Origin of the sequence: Enterobacter cloacae complex sp. P38RS (genome assembly GCF_014930775.1) — a bacterium.
In the GTDB taxonomy this organism is placed as follows: Bacteria; Pseudomonadota; Gammaproteobacteria; order Enterobacterales; family Enterobacteriaceae; genus Enterobacter; species Enterobacter bugandensis.
The window spans coordinates 64,379-84,506 of record NZ_JADBRS010000003.1 but is presented as its reverse complement, the minus strand read 5'-3'; the positions used below and the strand labels follow the sequence as shown (position 1 = coordinate 84,506).

Here is a 20,128-nt window from a genome sequence, read left to right as displayed (position 1 = left end):
TTGCATCCGTAGCTCAGCTGGATAGAGTACTCGGCTACGAACCGAGCGGTCGGAGGTTCGAATCCTCCCGGATGCACCATATTCTCCGAGATAACAGCGATGCTGTTTTTTCAAGGTCTGTGAGTTAATCGCAAGCACCAGGGAGGATAACGTTGCTTCAGCAACGGCCCGAAGGGCGAGGCGCAGCCGAGTAATCCTCCCGGATGCACCATTTACTATTTCTGAAAGCAGTTCCCTGATGCATCCGTAGCTCAGCTGGATAGAGTACTCGGCTACGAACCGAGCGGTCGGAGGTTCGAATCCTCCCGGATGCACCATATTCTCCGAGATAACAGCGATGCTGTTTTTTCAAGGTCTGTGAGTTAATCGCAAGCACCAGGGAGGATAACGTTGCTTCAGCAACGGCCCGAAGGGCGAGGCGCAGCCGAGTAATCCTCCCGGATGCACCATTTACTGTTTCTAAAAGCATTTCCCCGATGCATCCGTAGCTCAGCTGGATAGAGTACTCGGCTACGAACCGAGCGGTCGGAGGTTCGAATCCTCCCGGATGCACCATATTCTCCGAGATAACAGCAATGCTGTTTTTTCAAGGTCTGCGAGTTAATCGCAAGCACCAGGGAGGATAACGTTGCTTTAGCAACGGCCCGCAGGGCGAGGCGCAGCCGAGTAATCCTACCGGATGCACCATCTTCTCTTCTTTTGTCTATTCCTTCGACGTTCCGTCAGCAATCACACTCTCTGTCAGCGACAAAAACCCCCTTTTACGATAAAGTAATGCTTTGTTAATCGTTTAGCGAGAGCACGATGTACGCACAGTATGACGGTTTGATCTTCGACATGGATGGCACCATCCTGGATACTGAACCCACGCATCGTCAAGCCTGGACCGAGGTCCTTGGCCGCTACGGCATGCGTTTCGACCTTCAGGCGATGATTGCCCTCAACGGATCCCCAACCTGGCGTATTGCGCAGGCCGTGATTGAACTGAATCAGGCCGATCTCGACCCACACCTTCTCGCGCGTGAAAAAACCGATGCGGTAAAAGCCATGCTTTTAGATACCGTACGCCCTCTGCCACTGATTGATGTGGTAAAAGAGTGGCACGGGCGTCGCCCGATGTCTGTCGGGACGGGCAGCGAGAGCGCGATAGCAGAAGCGTTGCTCAACCATCTTGGCCTGCGCCACTATTTTTCTGCCGTGGTGGCCGCCGATCATGTTAAAAATCACAAACCCGCGCCGGACACCTTCCTGCTTTGCGCAGAATTAATGGGCGTACCGGCGGCAAAATGCGTCGTGTTTGAAGATGCCGACTTCGGTATTCAGGCCGCGCGTGATGCCGGAATGGCGGCGGTGGATGTGCGCTTACTGTGAGTGACGCGCTGTCACTTGCCTCATTATTCGCCAGCAGTTTTCTAAGCGCCACGCTGTTACCGGGAAATTCGGAAGTGGTACTGGTGGCGATGCTGTTGTCCGGCGTGAGTCAGCCCTGGCTGCTTGTATTAATAGCAACAATGGGTAATAGCCTTGGAGGGCTGACTAACGTTATTCTTGGGCGTTTCTTTCCGCTGCGCGAAAAATCGCGCTGGCAGGAAAAGGCAGTCGGCTGGCTAAAACGCTATGGCGCTGCCACGCTGTTATTAAGCTGGATGCCTGTAATAGGCGATTTACTGTGTCTGCTGGCGGGATGGATGCGCATCTCCTGGGGACCGGTGCTCTTTTTTTTGTGCCTTGGCAAGGCGTTGCGCTATGTTCTCGTGGCGTGGGCAACACTACAGGGTATGACGTGGTGGCACTAATTGGTGGAATGAATACGCGACCTTCAATCGTCAACCATTACAATTATGCTGAGTAACATTACTTTGACAGGCGGGAGGTCAATTTGATCCCGGACGTATCTCAGGCGCTGGCCTGGCTGGAAAACCACCCTCAGGCTCTGAAGGGTATTCAGCGTGGTCTTGAGCGTGAAACGCTGCGCGTTAACGCGGACGGTAGCTTAGCGACGACGGGTCACCCGAGGGCGTTAGGCTCGGCGCTGACACATAAATGGATCACAACCGATTTCGCTGAAGCGCTGCTGGAGTTCATTACGCCGGTGGACGGCGATATTGATCATATGCTGACGATCCTGCGCGACATCCATCGCTACACCGCGCGCAATCTCGGCGATGAGCGTATGTGGCCGCTCAGCATGCCGTGCTATATCGAGCAGGGCCAGAAGATTGAGCTGGCGCAGTACGGCACGTCAAACATTGGTCGGCTGAAAACGCTCTATCGCGAAGGTCTTAAAAATCGCTACGGCGCGCTGATGCAGACGATCTCTGGCGTGCATTACAATTTCTCTTTGCCGATGGCGTTCTGGCAGGCGAAGGGGGGAGAAACGGATAAAGAAGCGATCTCCGCCGGTTATTTCCGTCTGATCCGCAACTATTACCGTTTTGGCTGGGTGATTCCGTATCTGTTTGGCGCGTCGCCTGCCATTTGTTCATCGTTCCTGCAGGGGAAACCGACCACGCTGCCGTTCGAAAAAACCGAGTGCGGCATGTACTATCTTCCGTACGCGACTTCTCTGCGCATGAGCGATCTGGGCTATACCAATAAATCGCAAAGCAATCTCGGTATTACGTTTAACGAATTGCACGAATATGTGGCAGGATTGAAGCGGGCGATTAAAACTCCGTCGGAAGAGTACGCGAAAATCGGCCTCGAAAAAGACGGAAAGCGCCTGCAAATCAACAGCAACGTATTGCAGATTGAAAACGAACTGTATGCGCCAATTCGTCCGAAGCGCGTGACGCGCAGCGGTGAAACGCCGTCGGATGCGCTGCAGCGCGGCGGCATTGAATACATTGAAGTGCGCTCGCTGGACATCAACCCGTTCTCACCGATTGGCGTTGACGAGCAGCAGGTTCGCTTCCTGGATCTGTTTATGGTCTGGTGCGCGCTGGCGGATGCGCCGGAAATGAGTTCAGACGAACTGCTTTGTACGCGCACGAACTGGAACCGCGTGATTCTGGAAGGCCGTAAACCGGGTCTGACGCTGGGTATTGGCTGCGAAACAGCGCAGTTCCCGCTGGCTAAGGTTGGTAAGGATCTGTTCCGTGACCTGAAGCGTGTTGCCCGCACCCTGGACAGCATCGACGGCGGCGACGCGTATCAACAGATTTGCGACCAGCTGGTGGAATGCTTTGATAACCCGGAACTGACGTTCTCTGCGCGCATATTGCGCAACATGATCGAGCAGGGGATTGGCGGCACGGGGCGTTCACTCTCAGCGGAGTACCGTGAGATGCTGATGCAGGAGCCGTTAGAGATCCTGAGCGAAGCGGATTTTGTCGCGGAGCGCGACGCGTCCCTGGTGCGTCAGAAAGAGGTTGAAGCGGCGGATACGGAGTCGTTTGAGGCGTTTCTGGCGAAGCAGGCTTAAGCAGAAAAGAAAAAGGCCACATCGCTGTGGCCAAAATATACATCTCTGAATTCAGGGATGATGATAACAAATGCGCGTCTTTCATATACTCAGACGTGCATTCTGTAGAAGAGTTCAGTTTATTTTAAAAAAAAATCACTATCGGAGGTGACGTATGCCGTTATTAGATAGCTTTACTGTCGATCATACCCGTATGGAAGCACCTGCAGTCCGCGTGGCGAAGACCATGCACACCCCGCACGGCGACACGATCACCGTCTTCGATCTGCGCTTCTGCGTGCCGAATAAAGAAGTGATGCCGGAGAAAGGCATTCACACCCTGGAACACCTGTTCGCCGGTTTCATGCGTGACCACCTGAACGGCAACGGCGTTGAGATCATCGACATCTCTCCGATGGGCTGCCGTACCGGCTTCTACATGAGCCTGATTGGTCAGCCTGAAGAGAAACGCGTCGCCGATGCGTGGAAAGCGGCGATGGAAGACGTGCTGAAAGTGAAAGAGCAGAACCAGATCCCTGAGCTGAACGTTTACCAGTGCGGCACTTACCAGATGCACTCTCTGGAAGAAGCCCAGGAAATTGCCCGTCACATCATCGAGCGTGACGTTCGCGTAAACAGCAATGAAGAGCTGGCCCTGCCAAAAGAAAAACTGCAGGAGCTGCACATCTAGTATTGTGCCTGTGGATGCCCGGTGGCGCTTCGCTGGCCGGGCCTAAAATCCTCATGACGACAACCACCACCTTCTCCTTTACCCATCGCCCGCTTGTGCCGTTTTCGCATGATTATGCTCATGGCGATAGCGAGCCGTGGCATGAGCACGACTGCGCGCAGCTGCTGCACAAGCCTGACGGGCGTCGTGCGGGTCGATACCGCATCCGGCTGCTGGGTAGTGCCGCCCGGGCGCGGCGTCTGGCTACCGGCGGGGACACAGCACTCGCTTCGCATCACCGGCAACGTTGCAGCCCGCACGCTGTTTATCGATCCGCTGGCGCGAGCCGATCTCCCGGCGACCTGTCAGATCGTGCAGATCTCCCCGCTGCTGCGCGAGCTGATCCTCACCTCCCTGACGCTACCGGAATCGTACTCGCCGGGAAGCCGTGACGAGCGCGTGTATGAGCTCATTCTGGATGAAATTCGCATCATGCCGGTGCTGCCGTTTCACCTGCCGGAACCGGAAAGTGAAGCGTTACGCCAGCTGTGTCGGCAGATCCGTCAGTTACCAGGTGAAAGCTGGAGCGGTCAACAGAGCGCGAGCTTGCTCGGGATGAGCGAGCGTACGCTGAACCGCCATTTTCAGCAGCAGACCGGGTTAAGCTACGGCGAGTGGGTGAGAAGGGCGCGCCTGCTGGAAGCCTTAGTGCGGCTGGCGCAGGGCCAGCCGGTGCTGCGCGTGGCGCTGGATCTGGGATACGGCAGCCACAGCGCCTTTACGGCGATGTTCCGCCGGGCGATGGGTATCTCACCCAGCGATTACTTTAAGAACGACTGACCGCGTTAAACAGCGCCTGAAGCGACGCGCGCGCCACGTCGCTGTCAATGCCCACGCCCCAGCTGCTGGTGCCGTCCTGGAACAGGCAGCGGATATAGGCCACCGAGCGGCTGTCGCTGCGTTCGCCCAGCGTATGTTCGTGATAATCCTTAATCACAAACGGCGCGTTGACCCAGCGGCTCAGGCCCTGCGCGGCAGCGGAGAGCAGACCATTGCCCTGACCCTCCAGCTGGCGCGTTCCCCCCTGCGTGACGACGCTTGCCGTCAGCCGCAGCTGGCCGTCCTGCTGGCCGTCGCTGCGGTAGGATTGCAGCGCCAGCTGCGGCGTCGTTACCAGCCCGTAGCGGGTGCGGAATAGCTGCCACAGCGCGTTCTGCGTCATTTCTTTCCCGTGGCGATCCGTTTCCTGCTGCACGTGCTGGCTAAAATCCTGCTGCAGGGCGCGGGGCAGCTTCAGGCCGTGGTTTTGCTCAATAAGCCAGGCGCTGCCGCTTTTTCCTGACTGGCTGTTCACGCGGATCACCGCTTCGTAGGTGCAGCCGATGTCCTGCGGATCGACGGGCAGATAGGGCATCTCCCAGCGATCGCCAGGCCTGCGGGCATCAAAGCCTTTCTTGATGGCGTCCTGATGCGAGCCGGAGAAGGCGGTATAGGCCAGCCGTCCTGCCCACGGATGGCGCGGATGGACAGGCAACTGGTTGCAGGTCTCTACCGTTTCGACCACCCGATTCATATCGCTAAAGTCCAGATTGGGACAAATGCCCTGGCTGTAGAGGTTCATCGCCAGCGTTACCAGGCAAACGTTGCCCGTGCGTTCGCCGTTGCCAAAAAGGCAGCCCTCTACGCGGTCGGCCCCGGCCATCACCGCCAGCTCCGCGCTGGCGACGCCCGTTCCGCGGTCGTTATGCGGATGCACGCTGATGCACACGTCGCGGCGGCGGCTGAAGTGGCGACAGAAATACTCGATCTGATCGGCATAGACGTTCGGCGTACTGACCTCGACGGTAGCGGGTAAGTTGATCACCATTGGCCGTTCATCGCACGGCTGCCAGATCTCCGCCACGGCTTCACAAATCTCCAGCGCAAACTCCGGCTCGGTAAAGCAGAAGGTTTCCGGGGAGTACTCGTACTGCCAGCGGGTTTCAGGGTTCTCTTCACAAAGCTGGCGGATAAGCCGCGTGGCGCGGGTGGCCAGCTCGACGATCTGCGCTTTCTCCATACCGAACACCAGGCGGCGGAACAGCGGGGCGGTGGCGTTATACAGGTGGACGGTGGCCTGCTTCGCGCCGCGCAGGGATTCAAAAGTACGATGGATGAGATCTTCCCGCGCCTGTGTTAACACCTGAATCGTGACGTCATCCGGAATGCGGTTCTCTTCGATGAGCTGGCGGACAAAGTTGAAGTCGGTCTGCGAGGCGGACGGGAAGGCGACCTCAATCTCTTTAAATCCGCAGCCCAGCAGCAAATCCCAGAACTGCAGCTTGCGCGCGCTGTCCATCGGCTCGGCAAGCGCCTGATTGCCGTCGCGTAAGTCTGTCGAGAGCCAGCGCGGCGCGCGGGTGATGGTCTGCTCCGGCCAGCGGCGGTCGGGCAATGAAACGGTGGGATAAGGCTGGTATTTGTCGGCGGGTGTGTTCAGCATAATGCGCTCCTGTTGTCTTTTCACTATCGTGAAGTGATTTCAGGAGCGCTGCTTTATCGAAACTGACAATCGCTGTCGCGTTCTGGACAACGCGAATTAGTGCGCCCCTCCGCCGCCGCCACCGGCGCCAAACGGCGGTCTGGCAAACCACACCAGCCCCAGCAGGACGATGAAGATCCCCGCAGATATCCAGAAAATCTCGTTGGCCGAGATAATCAGCCCCTGGTTGGTGATCTGCTGGGCAATCCAGCCGGATGCCTGCTGCTCCGTCATCCCCATGCCCTGAAGCTGACTGTACATCTGCTGGGCATTCGGATTGTACGGGTTCACCGCTTCGGTCAGCTGGGCGTGGTGCATCGATTCACGGTTGGTCCACAGGGTGGTGGTGATCGACGTCCCGATGGAACCCGCTAGCGTACGGGTGAAGTTCGACAGGCTTGATGCCGCCGCCAGACGCTCAGGCGGCAGGCCAGAGAGCGTAATGGTGGTCAGCGGCATAAAGAAGCACGCCACCGCAAAGCCCTGAATGAACTGCGGCCACGCCGAGGCGCCAAAGTCCATTCCCGGCTCAAAGGTATACGCGCGCCAGTAGAAGCACACGGCGTACATAATGAAGCTGAACGTCACCAGCCGACGCATATCGAGCTTGTGGGCGAAGCGGCCAATAATCGGCGACAGCAGAACCGGGATCACCCCAACGGGCGCTGAGGCCAGACCCGCCCAGGTCGCGGTATAGCCATACACCTCCTGCAACAGCTGCGGCAGCAGAACAATCGCGCCGAAGTAGAGCATATAGGCGAGGCTGATACACAGGCAGCCGATGGTGAAGTTTCGCGATTTGAAGAGCGAGAGATCGACAATCGGGTTGTCGTCCGTCAGCTCCCAGACAATCAGGAAGCTTATCGACACCACCGCGACAATGGTCAGGATGATGATCTCCTGCGAGTTGAACCAGTCGAGCTCTTTACCGCGGTCGAGCATGATCTGCAGACTGCCGATACCCAGGATCAGCAGCGCCAGCCCGATGCTGTCGATACGGCGCTGTTCGGTGCGCGTCTCTCGTCCCCGCAGCGACTGCAGCGTCATCAATACCACGACGGCGCCAATCGGTACGTTGATAAAGAAGATCCAGCCCCAGTGGTAGTTATCGCTGATGTACCCGCCCAGAATCGGTCCGCAGATAGGCGCGACGATAACGGTCATTGACCACAGCGCCAGCGCGACCGAACGCTTTGCTGGGGGGTAGTTGCTCAGCAACAAACTCTGCGACAGCGGGATCAGCGGCCCGGCGACAATCCCCTGAATGACGCGGAAGAAAATCAGCATCGTCAGGCTGCTGGACATGCCGCACGCCCAGGAGGCAAGAACAAACGCTACCGTGGACCAGAGGAACAGCTTCACCTCACCGACGCGCTTCGCCAGCCAGCCGGTGATAGGGATGGAGATGGCGTTTGCCACCCCAAACGAAGTAATGACCCAGGTCCCCTGGCTCAGCGACGAGCCAAGGTTGCCGGCGATGGTTGGGATCGCCACGTTTGCGATGGTGGAGTCCAGCACCTGCATGAATGTCGCCAGCGACAGCGCAATGGTCATAATGACCAGCTGCGCGCCTTCCAGCGGTTTTTGCGGCTTTTGCTGTTGCATAACGCTCACCTTCGGATTAACCGGCGTTTGCCTTCACGATGTCATCGATCAGTTTGTTGACCGGATCGAGGCTAATTTCACGGGCGTTACTTTCATAAACCGGGCTGCTACGCACCTGGCTTGCCAGGATCTGACCGTCGCGGTTGGCGGTATCGACCGTCACAAGCGTGGAGAGGCCGATACGCAGCGGGTGATCCGCCAGCTGTTTGGCATCCAGCTCGATACGCACGGGCAGACGCTGAACCACTTTAATCCAGTTACCGGTGGCGTTTTGCGCAGGCAGCAGGGAGAAGGCGCTGCCGGTCCCCATATCCAGACCCACCACTTTCCCGGTATACTTCACGTCATCGCCATAGATATCGCTGACCACGGTTGCGGTCTGGCCGATACGCATATGGGCGAGCTGCGTCTCTTTAAAGTTGGCGTCTACCCACAGGTTGTCTGCCGGCACGACCGCCATCAGCGGCGTGGTCGGGCTAATCTGCGCCCCTGGCTGGACGGAACGGCGGGAGACATAGCCGGTCATCGGGCTGACGATTTTGGTACGCTGCAGGGCAAGCCATGCGTTGCGTACTTCAGTCGCCGCCTGTTGTACGGCGGGCTGGTTTTCGAGGCTGGTGCCGAGCACCATCGCCTGGTTGGCGTTGTACTGTTGAATCGCCACGTCCAGCTGTGCCTGGGCACTGGCAACCGCGTCGCGCGCGTGCTGCAGCTCTTCACGGCCAATCAGGTTAGCGGTGCCGAGCGGTACACGGCGGTTCAGATCGCTCTGCGCCTGCGCGAGTGCGGTTTTCTGTACGTCGATGTTGGCCTGCAGCTGTTTACTGTTGATCATCAGCTGGCGGGTCTGACGGACGCTGGAGGCCAGCGCGGTCTGGGCTTTCTCAAAGGCCTGCTGGGCGTCGGTTGGATCGAGGGTCACCAACACATCGCCTTTTTGCACAAAGTCGGTATTGTCAGCCCAGACTTTCGTCACGCTGCCCGACACCTGCGCCATAATCTGTACCTGGTTCCCTGCCACGTATGCGTCGTCAGTCTCTTCTGCATGACGCAATACTAAAAACCAATAGATCCCATATGCCACGGCAATAATAATAAAGAGCAAGGTCAACAGAAGAAGGGCACTTTTACGTTTGCCTTTCTTATTGGCCGGTTGCTGCGGGGTAGTGCTCTCCGCATTTGCGCTCATTGTTGTTCTCCACGATCTTCTTATTTTCACATCGGCTGAGCCGACCTGTTGTCAGAAAGGCCAGCAGTGTGACGTGCTGGCCTGTCGGTTTTCTTATATAAATCTGGATTGTTGAGCGTGTCGTCGCGTTAGCGCAGCGCCTCAAGAACAGCGCCTTCTTCATCCATCTGGTCCAGACGGGTGAGCAGCTTGCGAGTGATGTGCTCAAGCTGGTCGCGCTCGGAAGTACTGAGGGCAGACCAGAGTTTGTGCAGGCAATTGTGCTGAGGTGGCAGCACCTCACGCAGGAACTGGTGACCTTTATCGGTCAATTGCAGATGCAGGCAGCGGCGATCGTTATCGCTTTCACGGCGCTCAATCCAGCCGCGCTTTTCCAGCTCATCGGCAATACGGGTCGCATTGGTACGGGACGATCCCAGCGCGCAGCTCAGCTCAGAAGGCTGAATGCTATGGTTTTCCTGAGACTCCAGCGTAATCAACGCCATAAACAACGTCTCGTTAATCCCTTGAGCTTTCAGCATTTTATTACGATTTTCCAGTAGCTTACCCTGCATGTGCATGCACAGGCGGGTCAGCAGGATTTCCTGATACGGGAAGTCCTCATGACGACTGGCGCGGAATTTAAGCATTTGTTCAATGGGCGTAAACGAACTATCCATTTTGGGCATAACCTCATTAATTACAGCCGATATAGTAACGATGGTGACAAATAATGTAAATGAATTATTTGTGCGGTTATATCCGCCAAACGAATGCCACCATCAAAGAGCGCCGGGTAAGTCCGTGACCCGGTGAGCACAGAAAGCGTAGGGTATAAACCCGCTGAAGAGAGGATGTGGGGACGGGGGTCTGAACTATTCATGCCAATTGTAGATATGTCACCCACATTAAAATTTCTGGGATAAATGATTACGTTTACATTAACAGACTGCCGGGCCCCTTTACACCCTAAGAGGCCCAAAGCAATGTAAAACTTAATGAATTGCTTCCTGACGATGATAGCCGCGCCACCATACAACCAGGTTAAGCGCGGCGACGAGTGCCCCTATCCCGCACACACCTGACCAGCCGGCATGCTGCCACGCCGACGCTGATATTAACGAACCCGCCGCACCACCAATGAAGTAGCTGGTCATGTATCCGGCCGTGAGGCGGTTACGCGCCTCGGGCTTCACGCGGTAAATCACGGTCTGGTTGGTGATGTGAACACCCTGTACGGTGAGATCGAGCACCAGAATACCGACGATCAGCGCCAGCACCGAGACGTGCCCATACCAGATGGCCGCCCAGGAGAGCAGGAGCAAAATCAGTCCGGCTGTCGTGGTCATGTGCGATTTGCCTTTATCAGCCAGCCCGCCTGCCGGGCGAGCGCCCAGTGCACCTGCTGCACCGGCCAGACCGAACAGACCAATCACCCCTTCGGAATAATTGAACGGCGGTGCTGCCAGCAGAAATGCCATCGACGTCCAGAGAATGCTGAAGTTGGCGAAGGTTAAACACCCCAGCAGAGCGCGGGTGCGCAGCAGTTTATCCTGCGTGAACAGGCTAAACACGGAGGCCAGAAGCTGCGGGTAATTCAGGTGGTTCTCCTGCTTCACCTTCGGCAGCCCGCGCCACAGCGCCAGCGCCATCACCACCATCAATACGCTCGCCACCCAGTAGACGGTGCGCCAGCCGCCGAGGCTTGCCAGCAGCCCGGCAACGGTTCGCGCCAGCAGAATGCCCAGCAGCAGGCCGCTCATGATAGTGCCGACCACTTTGCCGCGTTTTTCCGGCGAGGCGAGCGTTGCGGCGAGAGGCACCAGGATTTGCGCGACGACGGAGAAAAGCCCCGTTAGCGCGGTACCGACGATCATCATCGTCAGCGACTGGCTGCTGGCGGTGATCAGCATGCCGCCTGCCGCCAGAAGCGTCATAGAGACGATAAGCATCCGGCGCTCAAACATATCGCCCAATGGCACCAGGAACAGCAGCCCTGCCGCATAGCCGAGCTGCGCAGCGGTGACGATAAAGCCGGCGGAGCTGGCTGAAAGATCGAAGGCGCGCGCGATAGTATCAAGCAGAGGTTGTGCGTAATAGTTGCTGGCGACTGCCAGACCCGTTGCCACGGACATTAAAAGGATGAGTGCGGGGCTAAGCCCCTGAGATGTTTTTGTCATTAGTTTCAGGAATCGTGAGTTAAGTGATTATTTTTCCGGAAACCATAATAGCTAATGATTGAGAATGTTGGGGGATTGTTATGTGTGTGTTTGTGCGGTTAATCCCCTCACCCTAACCCTCTCCCCAGAGGAGGGGCGGGCCGGGGTGAGGGGTAAGGTTGTGTTGTGTTTTTACTTCTGCGCCGCAAGCGCCTCTTTCACCCAGCCATCAAACTGCTGCTGGTGGGCTTTGATCCAGCCATCCACGTGGCCTTTAACATCCGCCTCAGAGGATTTGCCCGCGTGCATCATCGCATTCTGGGCGTTGATGTCCGCCAGCGGCAGCTTCATCACCGAGAACAGCTTCGCCGCAGCCGGGTTTTTCTCCGCCCAGGCTTTGTTCGCCACGATGTGCATGGTGTTCACCGGGAAGCCATAGTTCATGCCGTTCGGCAGTTTGGTGTCGATATCTTTCTGCTCGCCCGGCAGGGAGGAGAAGGGCACCTGTAACCACACCACGTCTTTGCCCGGCTTCAGCACGTCGCTCACCCAGTACGGCGTCCAGGTGTAGTAGATCACCGGCTTGCCTTCTTTAAAGCGGGCAATGGTGTCGGCCATCATCGCGGAGTAGTTGCCGTGGCTCACGTCGACGGTTTTCGCCAGATCGAACGCTTTGTTCTGGTGGTTAATCACCGCTTCGCAGCCCCAGCCCGGCGAGCAGCCCATCATGTCGGCCTTGCCGTCACCGTTGGTGTCGAACAGTCTGGCGATCTTCGGATCTTTCAACTGCTCAATATTGGTGATGTGGTACTTATCAGCGGTTTTCTTGTCGATCAGATAACCCTGCGCCGCGCCGGTCACGAAGGTGCCTTCGCGATAGAATTTCTTATCGCCACCTGCGGCGGCATACATGTCGTCGTGCAGCGGCTGCCAGTTCACGGCGGTAAAGGTGGCATCACCGGAGGCAATCGAGGTGTAGCCCACGTTGTAATCCACTTCGCTCGGCGTGTTGACCGTATAGCCCAGCTTCTCCAGCGCGCGGCTGACGATCAGGGTCTGGAAGCTCTCTTCCGAAATGGTGCTCTGCACCGGCTGCACGGTAATGCCTTTGCCCGGCAGGTCAGCGGCAAACGCGCTGGTGGAGACAAGGGTGGCAAACGCTGTGGCAAAAAGTACGTTATGTCGCATCGTTGTTCCTTATTTTGTAAATGGGCGGGTCAGTAACCCGACAGGGCCGGTGGTGTACCAGCGACGGTTGCCGCGACTGCGTGAATCACGACCGACAGCCTGGGTCAGGCGGTCAAGAATAATGGCGAGGATCACAATCCCGACGCCGCCGACGGTCGCCAGCCCCATGTCGAGACGGCCAATACCGCGCAGCACCATCTGGCCGAGACCGCCAACGGCGATCATCGAGGCGATCACCACCATGGACAGTGCCAGCATCAGCGTCTGGTTAACGCCCGCCATAATGGTCGGCATCGCCAGCGGAAGCTGAACCTTAAACAGCATCTGACGCGGGCTGGCGCCGAACGAGCGCGAGGCCTCAATCAGATCCGCCGGCACCTGGTTAATCCCCAGGATCGTCAGGCGAATAATCGGCGGCAGGGCGAAGATAATGGTCACCACCACGCCCGGCACGTTACCGATGCCGAACAGCATCACGATAGGCACCAGATAGACGAACGCCGGGGTGGTCTGCATCGCATCCAGCAGGGGACGAATAATCTTCGCCGCTCGTGGGCTGCGCGCCAGCCAGATCCCCATCGGCAGGCCGATGACAATGCAGAAGAGCAGGGCGGTCAGCACCAGCGCCAGGGTAATCATCGCCTGAGACCACGCGCCAATCGCGCCGATGGCAATCAGGGAGATCAGCGTGGCGACGCCCATACCCGCGCTACCGAACTGCCATGCGATCAGCGAGAACAGGATTATCGCCACGGGCGCCGGCATGCCCAGCATCAGCTGCTGGAAGCCGTTCAGGATGTAATCCACCGGGATGCGGATCCCCTGGAACACCGGGCGGAAATGGGTAACGACCCAGTCGATCCCCTCTGTTACCCAGCTGTCCAGCGGGATCAGCGTCTTGTGGAACGGATCCATAATATTGAAATGCTCTGGCGCAGGCGCGGGTGCGCTGTTGAGCCAGTCCGTCGCGCCGCCGCCGTCGGCAGGTGCGGGCGTGGAACCCCACGCATCGGCAGATTGCGCCGCGCTGTCCGCAGCTTCAGTGGTACCCCATGGGTTTGATTGATCAGCCATTGTTTGCCCCCTCGCGATCTAAAGCCTGTAGCAGCATCCGTTTTGAGATGATGCCAACGTACTGTTGTTCTTCACCGACAACCGGCACGGCGCAAGGCGCCTGACCCACGTGAGAGAGCAACTCGCTAAGCGGCGTTTCGGCATCCACGGCAAGCGGAGCGTCAATCAACGCCGCATCGATTCCCTGGTTTTCGCTCAGGGCGTTTTTCAGGGAGTCGATGGAGACAACGCCGACAAATTTATTGCCGCGTTCAACCAGATAACCGTATTCACGGTCTTCATCCTGCAACAGCTTCAGCGCGGAGCGCGGGCCGAAGCCTGGCGTTTTTCGAATAATGCCGTTCGGCGTTCGTCGGGCAATATCTTTCGCGCTAAATACCTGGCTAATATCCACGCCGCGGAAGAAGGTGCGCACGTAATCATTCGCCGGATTATTCAGAATTTCATCCGGCGTGCCGACCTGCACCACTTCGCCATTTTGCATAATGGCAATGCGGTCGCCAATACGCATGGCTTCATCGAGATCGTGAGAAATAAAGACAATGGTGCGCTGGTGTTTGGCCTGTAATTTTACCAGCTCATCCTGCATCTCGGTGCGAATTAAAGGATCGAGGGCGGAGAAGGCTTCATCCATTAATAATATGTCTGGATTAATGGCTAACGCGCGGGCTAATCCAACGCGCTGACGCATCCCGCCCGAAAGCTCGTCCGGGTAGGCATGAGCGTAATTTTCCAGCCCAACCTGACGCAAAGCATCCAGGGCTTTTTCCTGACGTTCCTGAGCGGGCGTGCCGGCTAATTCCATACCGAAGGCGGTATTATCGAGCACCGTCATATGCGGCATCAGCGCGAATGACTGAAACACCATTGCGATCTTCTTTCTGCGCACCTCGCGGAGTTCTGCGTCTAAGATTCTGGCGATATCCACGCCGTCAATCAGCACCTGTCCGCGGGTGGGTTCAATCAGGCGATTGAGAAGGCGAACCATAGTGGATTTACCCGAACCGGATAACCCCATGATGACAAAAATCTCGCCTTCTTCAATGGCCAGACTGGCGTCTTTAACGCCAAGCGACAGCCCGGTTTTTTCCAGAATTTGCTCTTTCGAAAGGCCTTTCTCAATATATTTGAATGCGCGCTGCGGGTGCTCGCCAAATATTTTATAAAGATTTTTCACTTCTAATTTAATTGCCATGCAATAGAGAGTGTCCTGTTATTTGTTTATGTCGATATGATTACCATGGTAAATTGTTAACGGGCATAACCCTAACATACTCAGAATCTGAGACAACCCTGAGTTGGCCTGACGCCGGAATTTTGTTGCAAGCGAAACGGCTGAATTTCCCATGAATAAAGGGCTGAGGGCGGTTTGAATTTTTCTCAATTTTTTGCTGCTGCGTCGGGAAATTCGCCTGAATCGGTGTGATTCAGGCGAATATGACGGGGAAATTACAGTGTAGTGCCTGGTGAAATAGTGGTGTGGAAATAATGAGATTTATATTTAATTAATGAACGTTAATTCATACATTAAAAATCCCAATCCTCATCTTCTGTCTCCACCGCTTTACCCATCACGTACGACGATCCGGACCCGGAGAAGAAATCGTGGTTTTCGTCCGCATTGGGCGACAGCGCCGCGAGGATCGCCGGGTTTACCTCCGCCATCTCCGGCGGGAAAAGCGCGTCGTAGCCCAGGTTCATCAGCGCTTTGTTCGCGTTGTAGCAGAGAAACGCCTTCACGTCCTCTTCCCAGCCCGTTCCGGCGTAAAGCTCTTCGGTATAGCTCAACTCGTTGTCATACAGATCCATCAGTAAATCGAGGGCGAAACCTTTGAGTTCCTCGCGTTTTTCCGGGCTGACTTTCTCCAGCCCTTTCTGATACTTATAGCCGATGTAATACCCGTGCACCGCCTCGTCACGGATAATGAGGCGAATCAAATCGGCGGTGTTGGTGAGCTTGCCCCGGCTCGACCAGTACATGGGCAGCCAGAAGCCGGAATAGAAGAGGAAGGATTCCAGGAACACGCTGGCGATCTTCTTCTTCAGCGGCTCGTCGGCGCGGTAATACTCCAGCACCAGCTCCGCCTTTCGCTGCAATGACGCGCTCTCTTCGCTCCAGGCGTAGGCCGCATCCACGTCTTTGGTCTGGCAGAGCGTCGAGAAAATCGAGCTGTAGGAGCGGGCATGCACCGCCTCCATAAAGCTGATATTCGACATCACCGCCTCTTCGTGCGGCGTCAGCGCATCGCTCATCAGCGCGGGGGCACCCACGGTATTCTGAATAGTGTCCAGCAGCGTCAGGCCGGTAAAGACGCGGATCGTCAGCTGCTGTTCGGCGTGGCTCAGCGTCTGCCAGGCTGGAATATCATTGGAGAGCGGCACCTTTTCCGGCAGCCAGAAGTTGCTGGTCAGGCGGTTCCACACCTCCAGGTCTTTATCGTCCTGAATCTTGTTCCAGTTAACGGCACTCACGCGTGACAGTTTCATCCTTTCTCCTTACAGCGCGCAGGACACGCAGCCTTCGATTTCGGTGCCTTCCAGCGCAAGCTGGCGCAGGCGAATGTAGTACAGCGTTTTGATGCCTTTCTTCCAGGCGTAAATCTGCGCTTTGTTGATATCCCGCGTGGTGGCGGTGTCCGGGAAGAAGAGCGTCAGCGACAGCCCCTGGTCCACGTGCTTCGTGGCCTCGGCGTAGGTATCAATGATTTTCTCCGGGCCGATCTCGTACGCGTCCTGGTACAGCGCCAGGTTTTCATTGGTCATAAACGGGGCAGGGTAGTAGACGCGTCCGGTTTTGCCTTCCTTACGGATCTCAATCTTCGACACGATCGGGTGAATGCTCGACGTGGCGTGGTTGATGTAGGAAATGGAGCCGGTTGGCGGTACCGCCTGCAGGTTCTGGTTATAAATGCCGTAGCGCATCACGTCGTCGCGCAACTGCTGCCACATCTCGCGCGTCGGCAGGGTAATGCCGGCGCGGTCAAACAGCGCGCGCACTTTTTCGGTTTTCGGCTGCCAGTCGCCTTCCAGATACTGGCTGAAATACGCCCCGCTGGCGTAGCGCGACTGCTCAAAGCCTGCGAACCGCTGGTTGCGCTCGCGCGCCAGCATCATTGAGGTATGCAGCGCATGCCAGGTGACGGTGTAGAAATAGAGATTCGTGAAATCCAGCCCTTCCGGGCTGCCGTAGGCGATGCCTTCCCGTGCCAGATAGCCGTGCAGGTTCATCTGCCCCAGGCCGATGGCGTGCGACGCGGCGTTGCCCGCCTCAATGGACGGCACGCTGCGGATGTGGCTCATGTCCGATACCGCCGTCAGCCCGCGAACGGCAGTCTCCACCGTGCGGCCAAAATCCGGCGAATCCATGGTGTGGGCAATATTCAGCGACCCGAGGTTGCAGGAGATATCTTTGCCGATCTCCGCGTAGTCCAGGTTTTCGTCGTAAGCGGAGGCGCTGTTGACCTGCAAAATTTCCGAGCACAGGTTGCTCATGTTAATGCGACCGGCAATCGGATTGGCGCGGTTTACCGTATCCTCGTACATGATGTACGGATAGCCGGATTCAAACTGAATTTCCGCAAGCGTCTGGAAGAAATCGCGGGCGTTGATGTATTTCTTGCGGATGCGATCGTCTGCAACCAGCTCGTCATAAAGCTCGCTTATCGCCACGTCGCCAAACGCTTTGCCGTAGATCCGCTCCACGTCATACGGCGAGAAGAGCGCCATGTCGGCATTCTCTTTGGCCAGCTTAAACGTGATATCCGGGATCGTCACGCCGAGCGACAGGGTTTTGATGCGGATTTTTTCGTCGGCGTTTTCACGCTTGGTATCCAGAAAACGCAGAATATCCGGGTGGTGCGCGTGCAGGTAAACCGCCCCCGCCCCCTGGCGCGCGCCAAGCTGGTTGGCATAGGAGAAGGCATCTTCCAGCATCTTCATCACCGGGATCACGCCCGAGGACTGGTTTTCGATGCGCTTGATCGGCGCGCCCGCTTCCCGCAGGTTCGAGAGCAGAAACGCCACGCCGCCGCCGCGTTTGGAAAGCTGCAGCGCCGAGTTCACCGCACGGCCAATCGACTCCATATTGTCTTCGATGCGCAGCAGGAAGCAGGAGACCAGCTCGCCGCGCTGGGCTTTACCACAGTTGAGAAACGTCGGCGTGGCGGGCTGGAAGCGGCCGGAGAGGATCTCCTCCGTCAGCCGTTCAGCCAGCGCTTCATCGCCCTGGGCCAGCGTCAGGGCCACCATCACGGTGCGATCTTCAAAGCTTTCCAGGTAGCGTTTGCCGTCGAAGGTTTTCAGGGTGTAGCTGGTGTAATACTTCCATGCGCCAAGAAACGTCTGGAAGCGAAAACCGCTGGCGTGCGCACGTTCAAACAGTCTTACCACGAAGGGACGATCGTAGCGGGCCAGGACGCGCTCCTCGTAGTAGCCCTCGTTAACCAGATAGTCGAGACGTTCATTCTGGCTTGCAAACGTCACGCTGTTGGGCCGCACGTGGGCGGCGAAAAAAGCCTCTACCGCCTCGCGATCTTTGCCAAACTGAATGCGCCCCTCCCGGTCATAGAGGTTAAGCATCGCGTTTAATGCGTGGTAGTCCGGCGTCGCCTGAATTACCCGTTCTGCGGTTGTCGTTGCCAAAATTCGTTCACTCCTTTACGCACGTTTTCTACGTCCTGCTGTGTCCCCATCAGTTCAAAACGATAGAGATACGGCACGCCGCATTTTTGAGAGATGACATCCCCGGCGCGGCCAAAGGCATCGCCAAAATTACGATTGCCCGCCGCGATCACGCCCCGAATCAGTACCCGGTTATGAGGATCGTTCAGAAAGCGGATCACCTGGCGGGGTACTGCTCCTGCCGTACCGCCGCCCCCATAGCTGGGCACCACCAGAATGTAAGGTTCGTCTACCTGAATGCGCTCCCGCTCATTGAGCGGAATACGCACCGCAGGCAGCCCGAGGCGCTCAATAAAGCGGAGCGTGTTTTCTGAGCTGCTGGAGAAGAAGACCAGCCCACTCATGCACGCGTGGCCTGAGCGCTCAGGCGGTTAATCATGTCCGGGCGAAAGCCAGACCAGCTGGTATCACCGGCAACCACCACCGGAAGCTGACGAAATCCCTGTTCGCGCAGGGTATCCGCCGCATCGGGCACCAGGTCGATATTTACCATCTCAAACGCCACGCCTCGGCTCTCCATCGCCCGTTTGGTGGCGTGGCACTGAACACAATCGTTACGAGTGTAAATAATAATGCTCATGATTCGTATTTCCATTTAGAATGAGAAAACGGCGCGAGTTAACGCGTCATAGAGTGTGTGTCTTTCTAAAGAGAATACTAGATGTAGTTGATAAAAGATTCAACCATACAAGATATGGGAAATTCAGATTAATATTGCCCTGATGATGAGCACAGCGGGGCAGGGCGGGCTGTACGGGTTTTTCAGGCTTACAGGCATAAAAAAGCCCCGGCGCCTGAGGCTACCGGGGTTGAGAATGCGGGCTTACTTACGCAGGCTGAGCAGGGCTCCGACAAAAATGCCGACCGCCGCGACGGTTCCCAGCGTACACAGTGGTTTTTCACGTACGAAGGTCGTAGCACAGCTTGCCATGTCGCAGGCCGCCTGCGTAGCGCGTGAACGTCCGTTCATACGGGCGCGGGTTTCACGGAGCAGAGACTGAGCCTTACGTTTCGCAGCATCTGCTTCATCCTTCGCATCCGATCCCCAGGATTTCAGCACTTCCTCAAGCGTGTCCGCTAATTGGCTGACATCATTACGAATATCCTGCGCGTCGTCGTTAATATCGTTTCGGTTCGGTCTGTTAAACATACGATCCTCCGTAATTTTGTGTTCCCGTTTAGTTTAGTTCAGAAATTTAATATCTGAAGCGCGTCACGCGTTATCCGCCAGTTTATGGACTATTCTGAAAGCCCTGCTAATGCTGATTACTGTAAGGTTGCCGGGCAGGAAAAGATAACGAGGAAAAGATATGTATTTACGACCTGACGAGGTGGCACGCGTTCTTGAAAAAGAGGGATTCACCATGGATGAGGTGACGCCAAAAGCGTATGGATATCGCCGCGGCGAGAATTATGTTTATGTTAATCGTGAAGCCAGGATGGGACGTACCGCTCTCATTATTCACCCGACGCTGAAAGACAGAAGTCTGTCATTTGCTGAGCCTGCCTCGGATATTAAAACCTGCGATCACTATCAGCAATTTCCGCTCTATTTAGGCGGTGAACGCCATGAGCATTATGGTATTCCGCACGGTTTCAGTTCGCGTATGGCGCTGGAGCGGTTTCTGAAGGGACTGTTTGGCGACGTACAGTAAATCTG

Annotated in this window: 18 protein-coding genes, 3 tRNA genes and 1 pseudogene; 9 read left to right on the top strand and 13 right to left on the bottom strand. The window is 56.6% G+C overall.

Annotated features, from left to right (window positions below; all coding sequences use genetic code 11):
• Positions 1-2: 2 nt before the first annotated feature.
• The 8 genes and pseudogenes from IM303_RS06240 (at position 3) to IM303_RS06205 (ending at position 4,913) form a co-directional block, all read left to right on the top strand.
• A tRNA-Arg gene (locus tag IM303_RS06240) sits at positions 3-79 on the top strand.
• A 161-nt stretch (positions 80-240) separates the two neighbouring features.
• A tRNA-Arg gene (locus IM303_RS06235) sits at positions 241-317 on the top strand.
• Positions 318-478: 161 nt separating this feature from the next.
• Positions 479-555 (top strand) — tRNA-Arg (locus IM303_RS06230).
• Between the two features lie 249 nt (positions 556-804).
• Positions 805-1,371 (top strand): fructose-1-phosphate/6-phosphogluconate phosphatase, encoded by a 567-nt coding sequence (yqaB, locus tag IM303_RS06225; RefSeq protein ID WP_028014186.1) that lies wholly within the window; start codon positions 805-807, stop codon positions 1,369-1,371.
• Positions 1,368-1,796: a YqaA family protein gene (locus IM303_RS06220; RefSeq protein WP_008499541.1), complete on the top strand. Its 429-nt coding sequence runs from the start codon at positions 1,368-1,370 to the stop codon at positions 1,794-1,796. Before yqaB ends, IM303_RS06220 begins: the two co-directional genes overlap by 4 nt.
• 83 nt (positions 1,797-1,879) lie before the next feature.
• Entirely contained in the window at positions 1,880-3,424 is a 1,545-nt protein-coding gene (gene gshA, locus IM303_RS06215; protein WP_193359721.1) for a glutamate--cysteine ligase, read from the top strand.
• 154 nt (positions 3,425-3,578) lie between these two features.
• A complete protein-coding gene (luxS, locus tag IM303_RS06210; RefSeq protein WP_008499539.1) occupies positions 3,579-4,094 on the top strand; it encodes an S-ribosylhomocysteine lyase in 516 nt (171 codons plus the stop codon).
• 53 nt (positions 4,095-4,147) lie between these two features.
• Positions 4,148-4,913: pseudogene (locus IM303_RS06205) on the top strand (helix-turn-helix transcriptional regulator).
• Here IM303_RS06205 and leuA read toward each other — a convergent pair.
• The 13 genes from leuA to IM303_RS06140 all read right to left on the bottom strand — a co-directional run bounded on the left by leuA (position 4,900) and on the right by IM303_RS06140 (position 19,618).
• Positions 4,900-6,555: a 2-isopropylmalate synthase gene (leuA, locus tag IM303_RS06200; RefSeq protein WP_193359720.1), complete on the bottom strand. Its 1,656-nt coding sequence runs from the start codon at positions 6,553-6,555 to the stop codon at positions 4,900-4,902. The pseudogene IM303_RS06205 and the gene leuA sit on opposite strands and share 14 nt — an antisense overlap.
• Before the next feature lie 96 nt (positions 6,556-6,651).
• Entirely contained in the window at positions 6,652-8,199 is a 1,548-nt protein-coding gene (gene emrB / locus IM303_RS06195; RefSeq protein WP_028014182.1) for a multidrug efflux MFS transporter permease subunit EmrB, read from the bottom strand.
• 16 nt (positions 8,200-8,215) lie between these two features.
• Positions 8,216-9,388, bottom strand: coding sequence for a multidrug efflux MFS transporter periplasmic adaptor subunit EmrA (gene emrA, locus IM303_RS06190; RefSeq protein ID WP_021241959.1), 1,173 nt, complete (start codon positions 9,386-9,388; stop codon positions 8,216-8,218).
• 128 nt (positions 9,389-9,516) lie between these two features.
• Entirely contained in the window at positions 9,517-10,047 is a 531-nt protein-coding gene (gene mprA, locus IM303_RS06185) for a transcriptional repressor MprA (RefSeq protein WP_041911975.1), read from the bottom strand.
• A gap of 315 nt (positions 10,048-10,362) precedes the next feature.
• A complete protein-coding gene (locus IM303_RS06180; RefSeq protein WP_028014180.1) occupies positions 10,363-11,547 on the bottom strand; it encodes an MFS transporter in 1,185 nt (394 codons plus the stop codon).
• Between the two features lie 171 nt (positions 11,548-11,718).
• Positions 11,719-12,714: a glycine betaine/L-proline ABC transporter substrate-binding protein ProX gene (gene proX, locus IM303_RS06175; protein ID WP_045260894.1), complete on the bottom strand. Its 996-nt coding sequence runs from the start codon at positions 12,712-12,714 to the stop codon at positions 11,719-11,721.
• A gap of 9 nt (positions 12,715-12,723) precedes the next feature.
• Positions 12,724-13,788, bottom strand: a complete 1,065-nt coding sequence (gene proW / locus IM303_RS06170; RefSeq protein ID WP_063943898.1) for a glycine betaine/L-proline ABC transporter permease ProW — start codon at positions 13,786-13,788, stop codon at positions 12,724-12,726.
• The gene (gene proV / locus IM303_RS06165) at positions 13,781-14,983 is read right to left on the bottom strand and encodes a glycine betaine/L-proline ABC transporter ATP-binding protein ProV (protein ID WP_193359719.1); all 1,203 of its coding nucleotides are present in this window, start codon (positions 14,981-14,983) and stop codon (positions 13,781-13,783) included. The genes proW and proV overlap by 8 nt, the downstream gene beginning before the upstream one ends.
• A gap of 332 nt (positions 14,984-15,315) precedes the next feature.
• Complete coding sequence (gene nrdF, locus IM303_RS06160) at positions 15,316-16,275, bottom strand: class 1b ribonucleoside-diphosphate reductase subunit beta (RefSeq protein WP_045260892.1); 960 nt, start codon at positions 16,273-16,275, stop codon at positions 15,316-15,318.
• A gap of 9 nt (positions 16,276-16,284) precedes the next feature.
• The gene (nrdE, locus tag IM303_RS06155; protein WP_150144955.1) at positions 16,285-18,429 is read right to left on the bottom strand and encodes a class 1b ribonucleoside-diphosphate reductase subunit alpha; all 2,145 of its coding nucleotides are present in this window, start codon (positions 18,427-18,429) and stop codon (positions 16,285-16,287) included.
• The gene (nrdI, locus tag IM303_RS06150) at positions 18,402-18,812 is read right to left on the bottom strand and encodes a class Ib ribonucleoside-diphosphate reductase assembly flavoprotein NrdI (RefSeq protein ID WP_041908531.1); all 411 of its coding nucleotides are present in this window, start codon (positions 18,810-18,812) and stop codon (positions 18,402-18,404) included. Before nrdI ends, nrdE begins: the two co-directional genes overlap by 28 nt.
• Positions 18,809-19,048, bottom strand: a complete 240-nt coding sequence (gene nrdH, locus IM303_RS06145) for a glutaredoxin-like protein NrdH (RefSeq protein WP_041908533.1) — start codon at positions 19,046-19,048, stop codon at positions 18,809-18,811. The genes nrdI and nrdH overlap by 4 nt, the downstream gene beginning before the upstream one ends.
• Positions 19,049-19,291: 243 nt before the next feature.
• A complete protein-coding gene (locus IM303_RS06140; RefSeq protein ID WP_023308924.1) occupies positions 19,292-19,618 on the bottom strand; it encodes a DUF883 domain-containing protein in 327 nt (108 codons plus the stop codon).
• Between the two features lie 160 nt (positions 19,619-19,778).
• Between IM303_RS06140 and IM303_RS06135 the strand changes: the two genes are divergently transcribed.
• Complete coding sequence (locus IM303_RS06135) at positions 19,779-20,123, top strand: DUF2002 family protein (RefSeq protein WP_023308923.1); 345 nt, start codon at positions 19,779-19,781, stop codon at positions 20,121-20,123.
• Positions 20,124-20,128 lie beyond the last annotated feature (5 nt).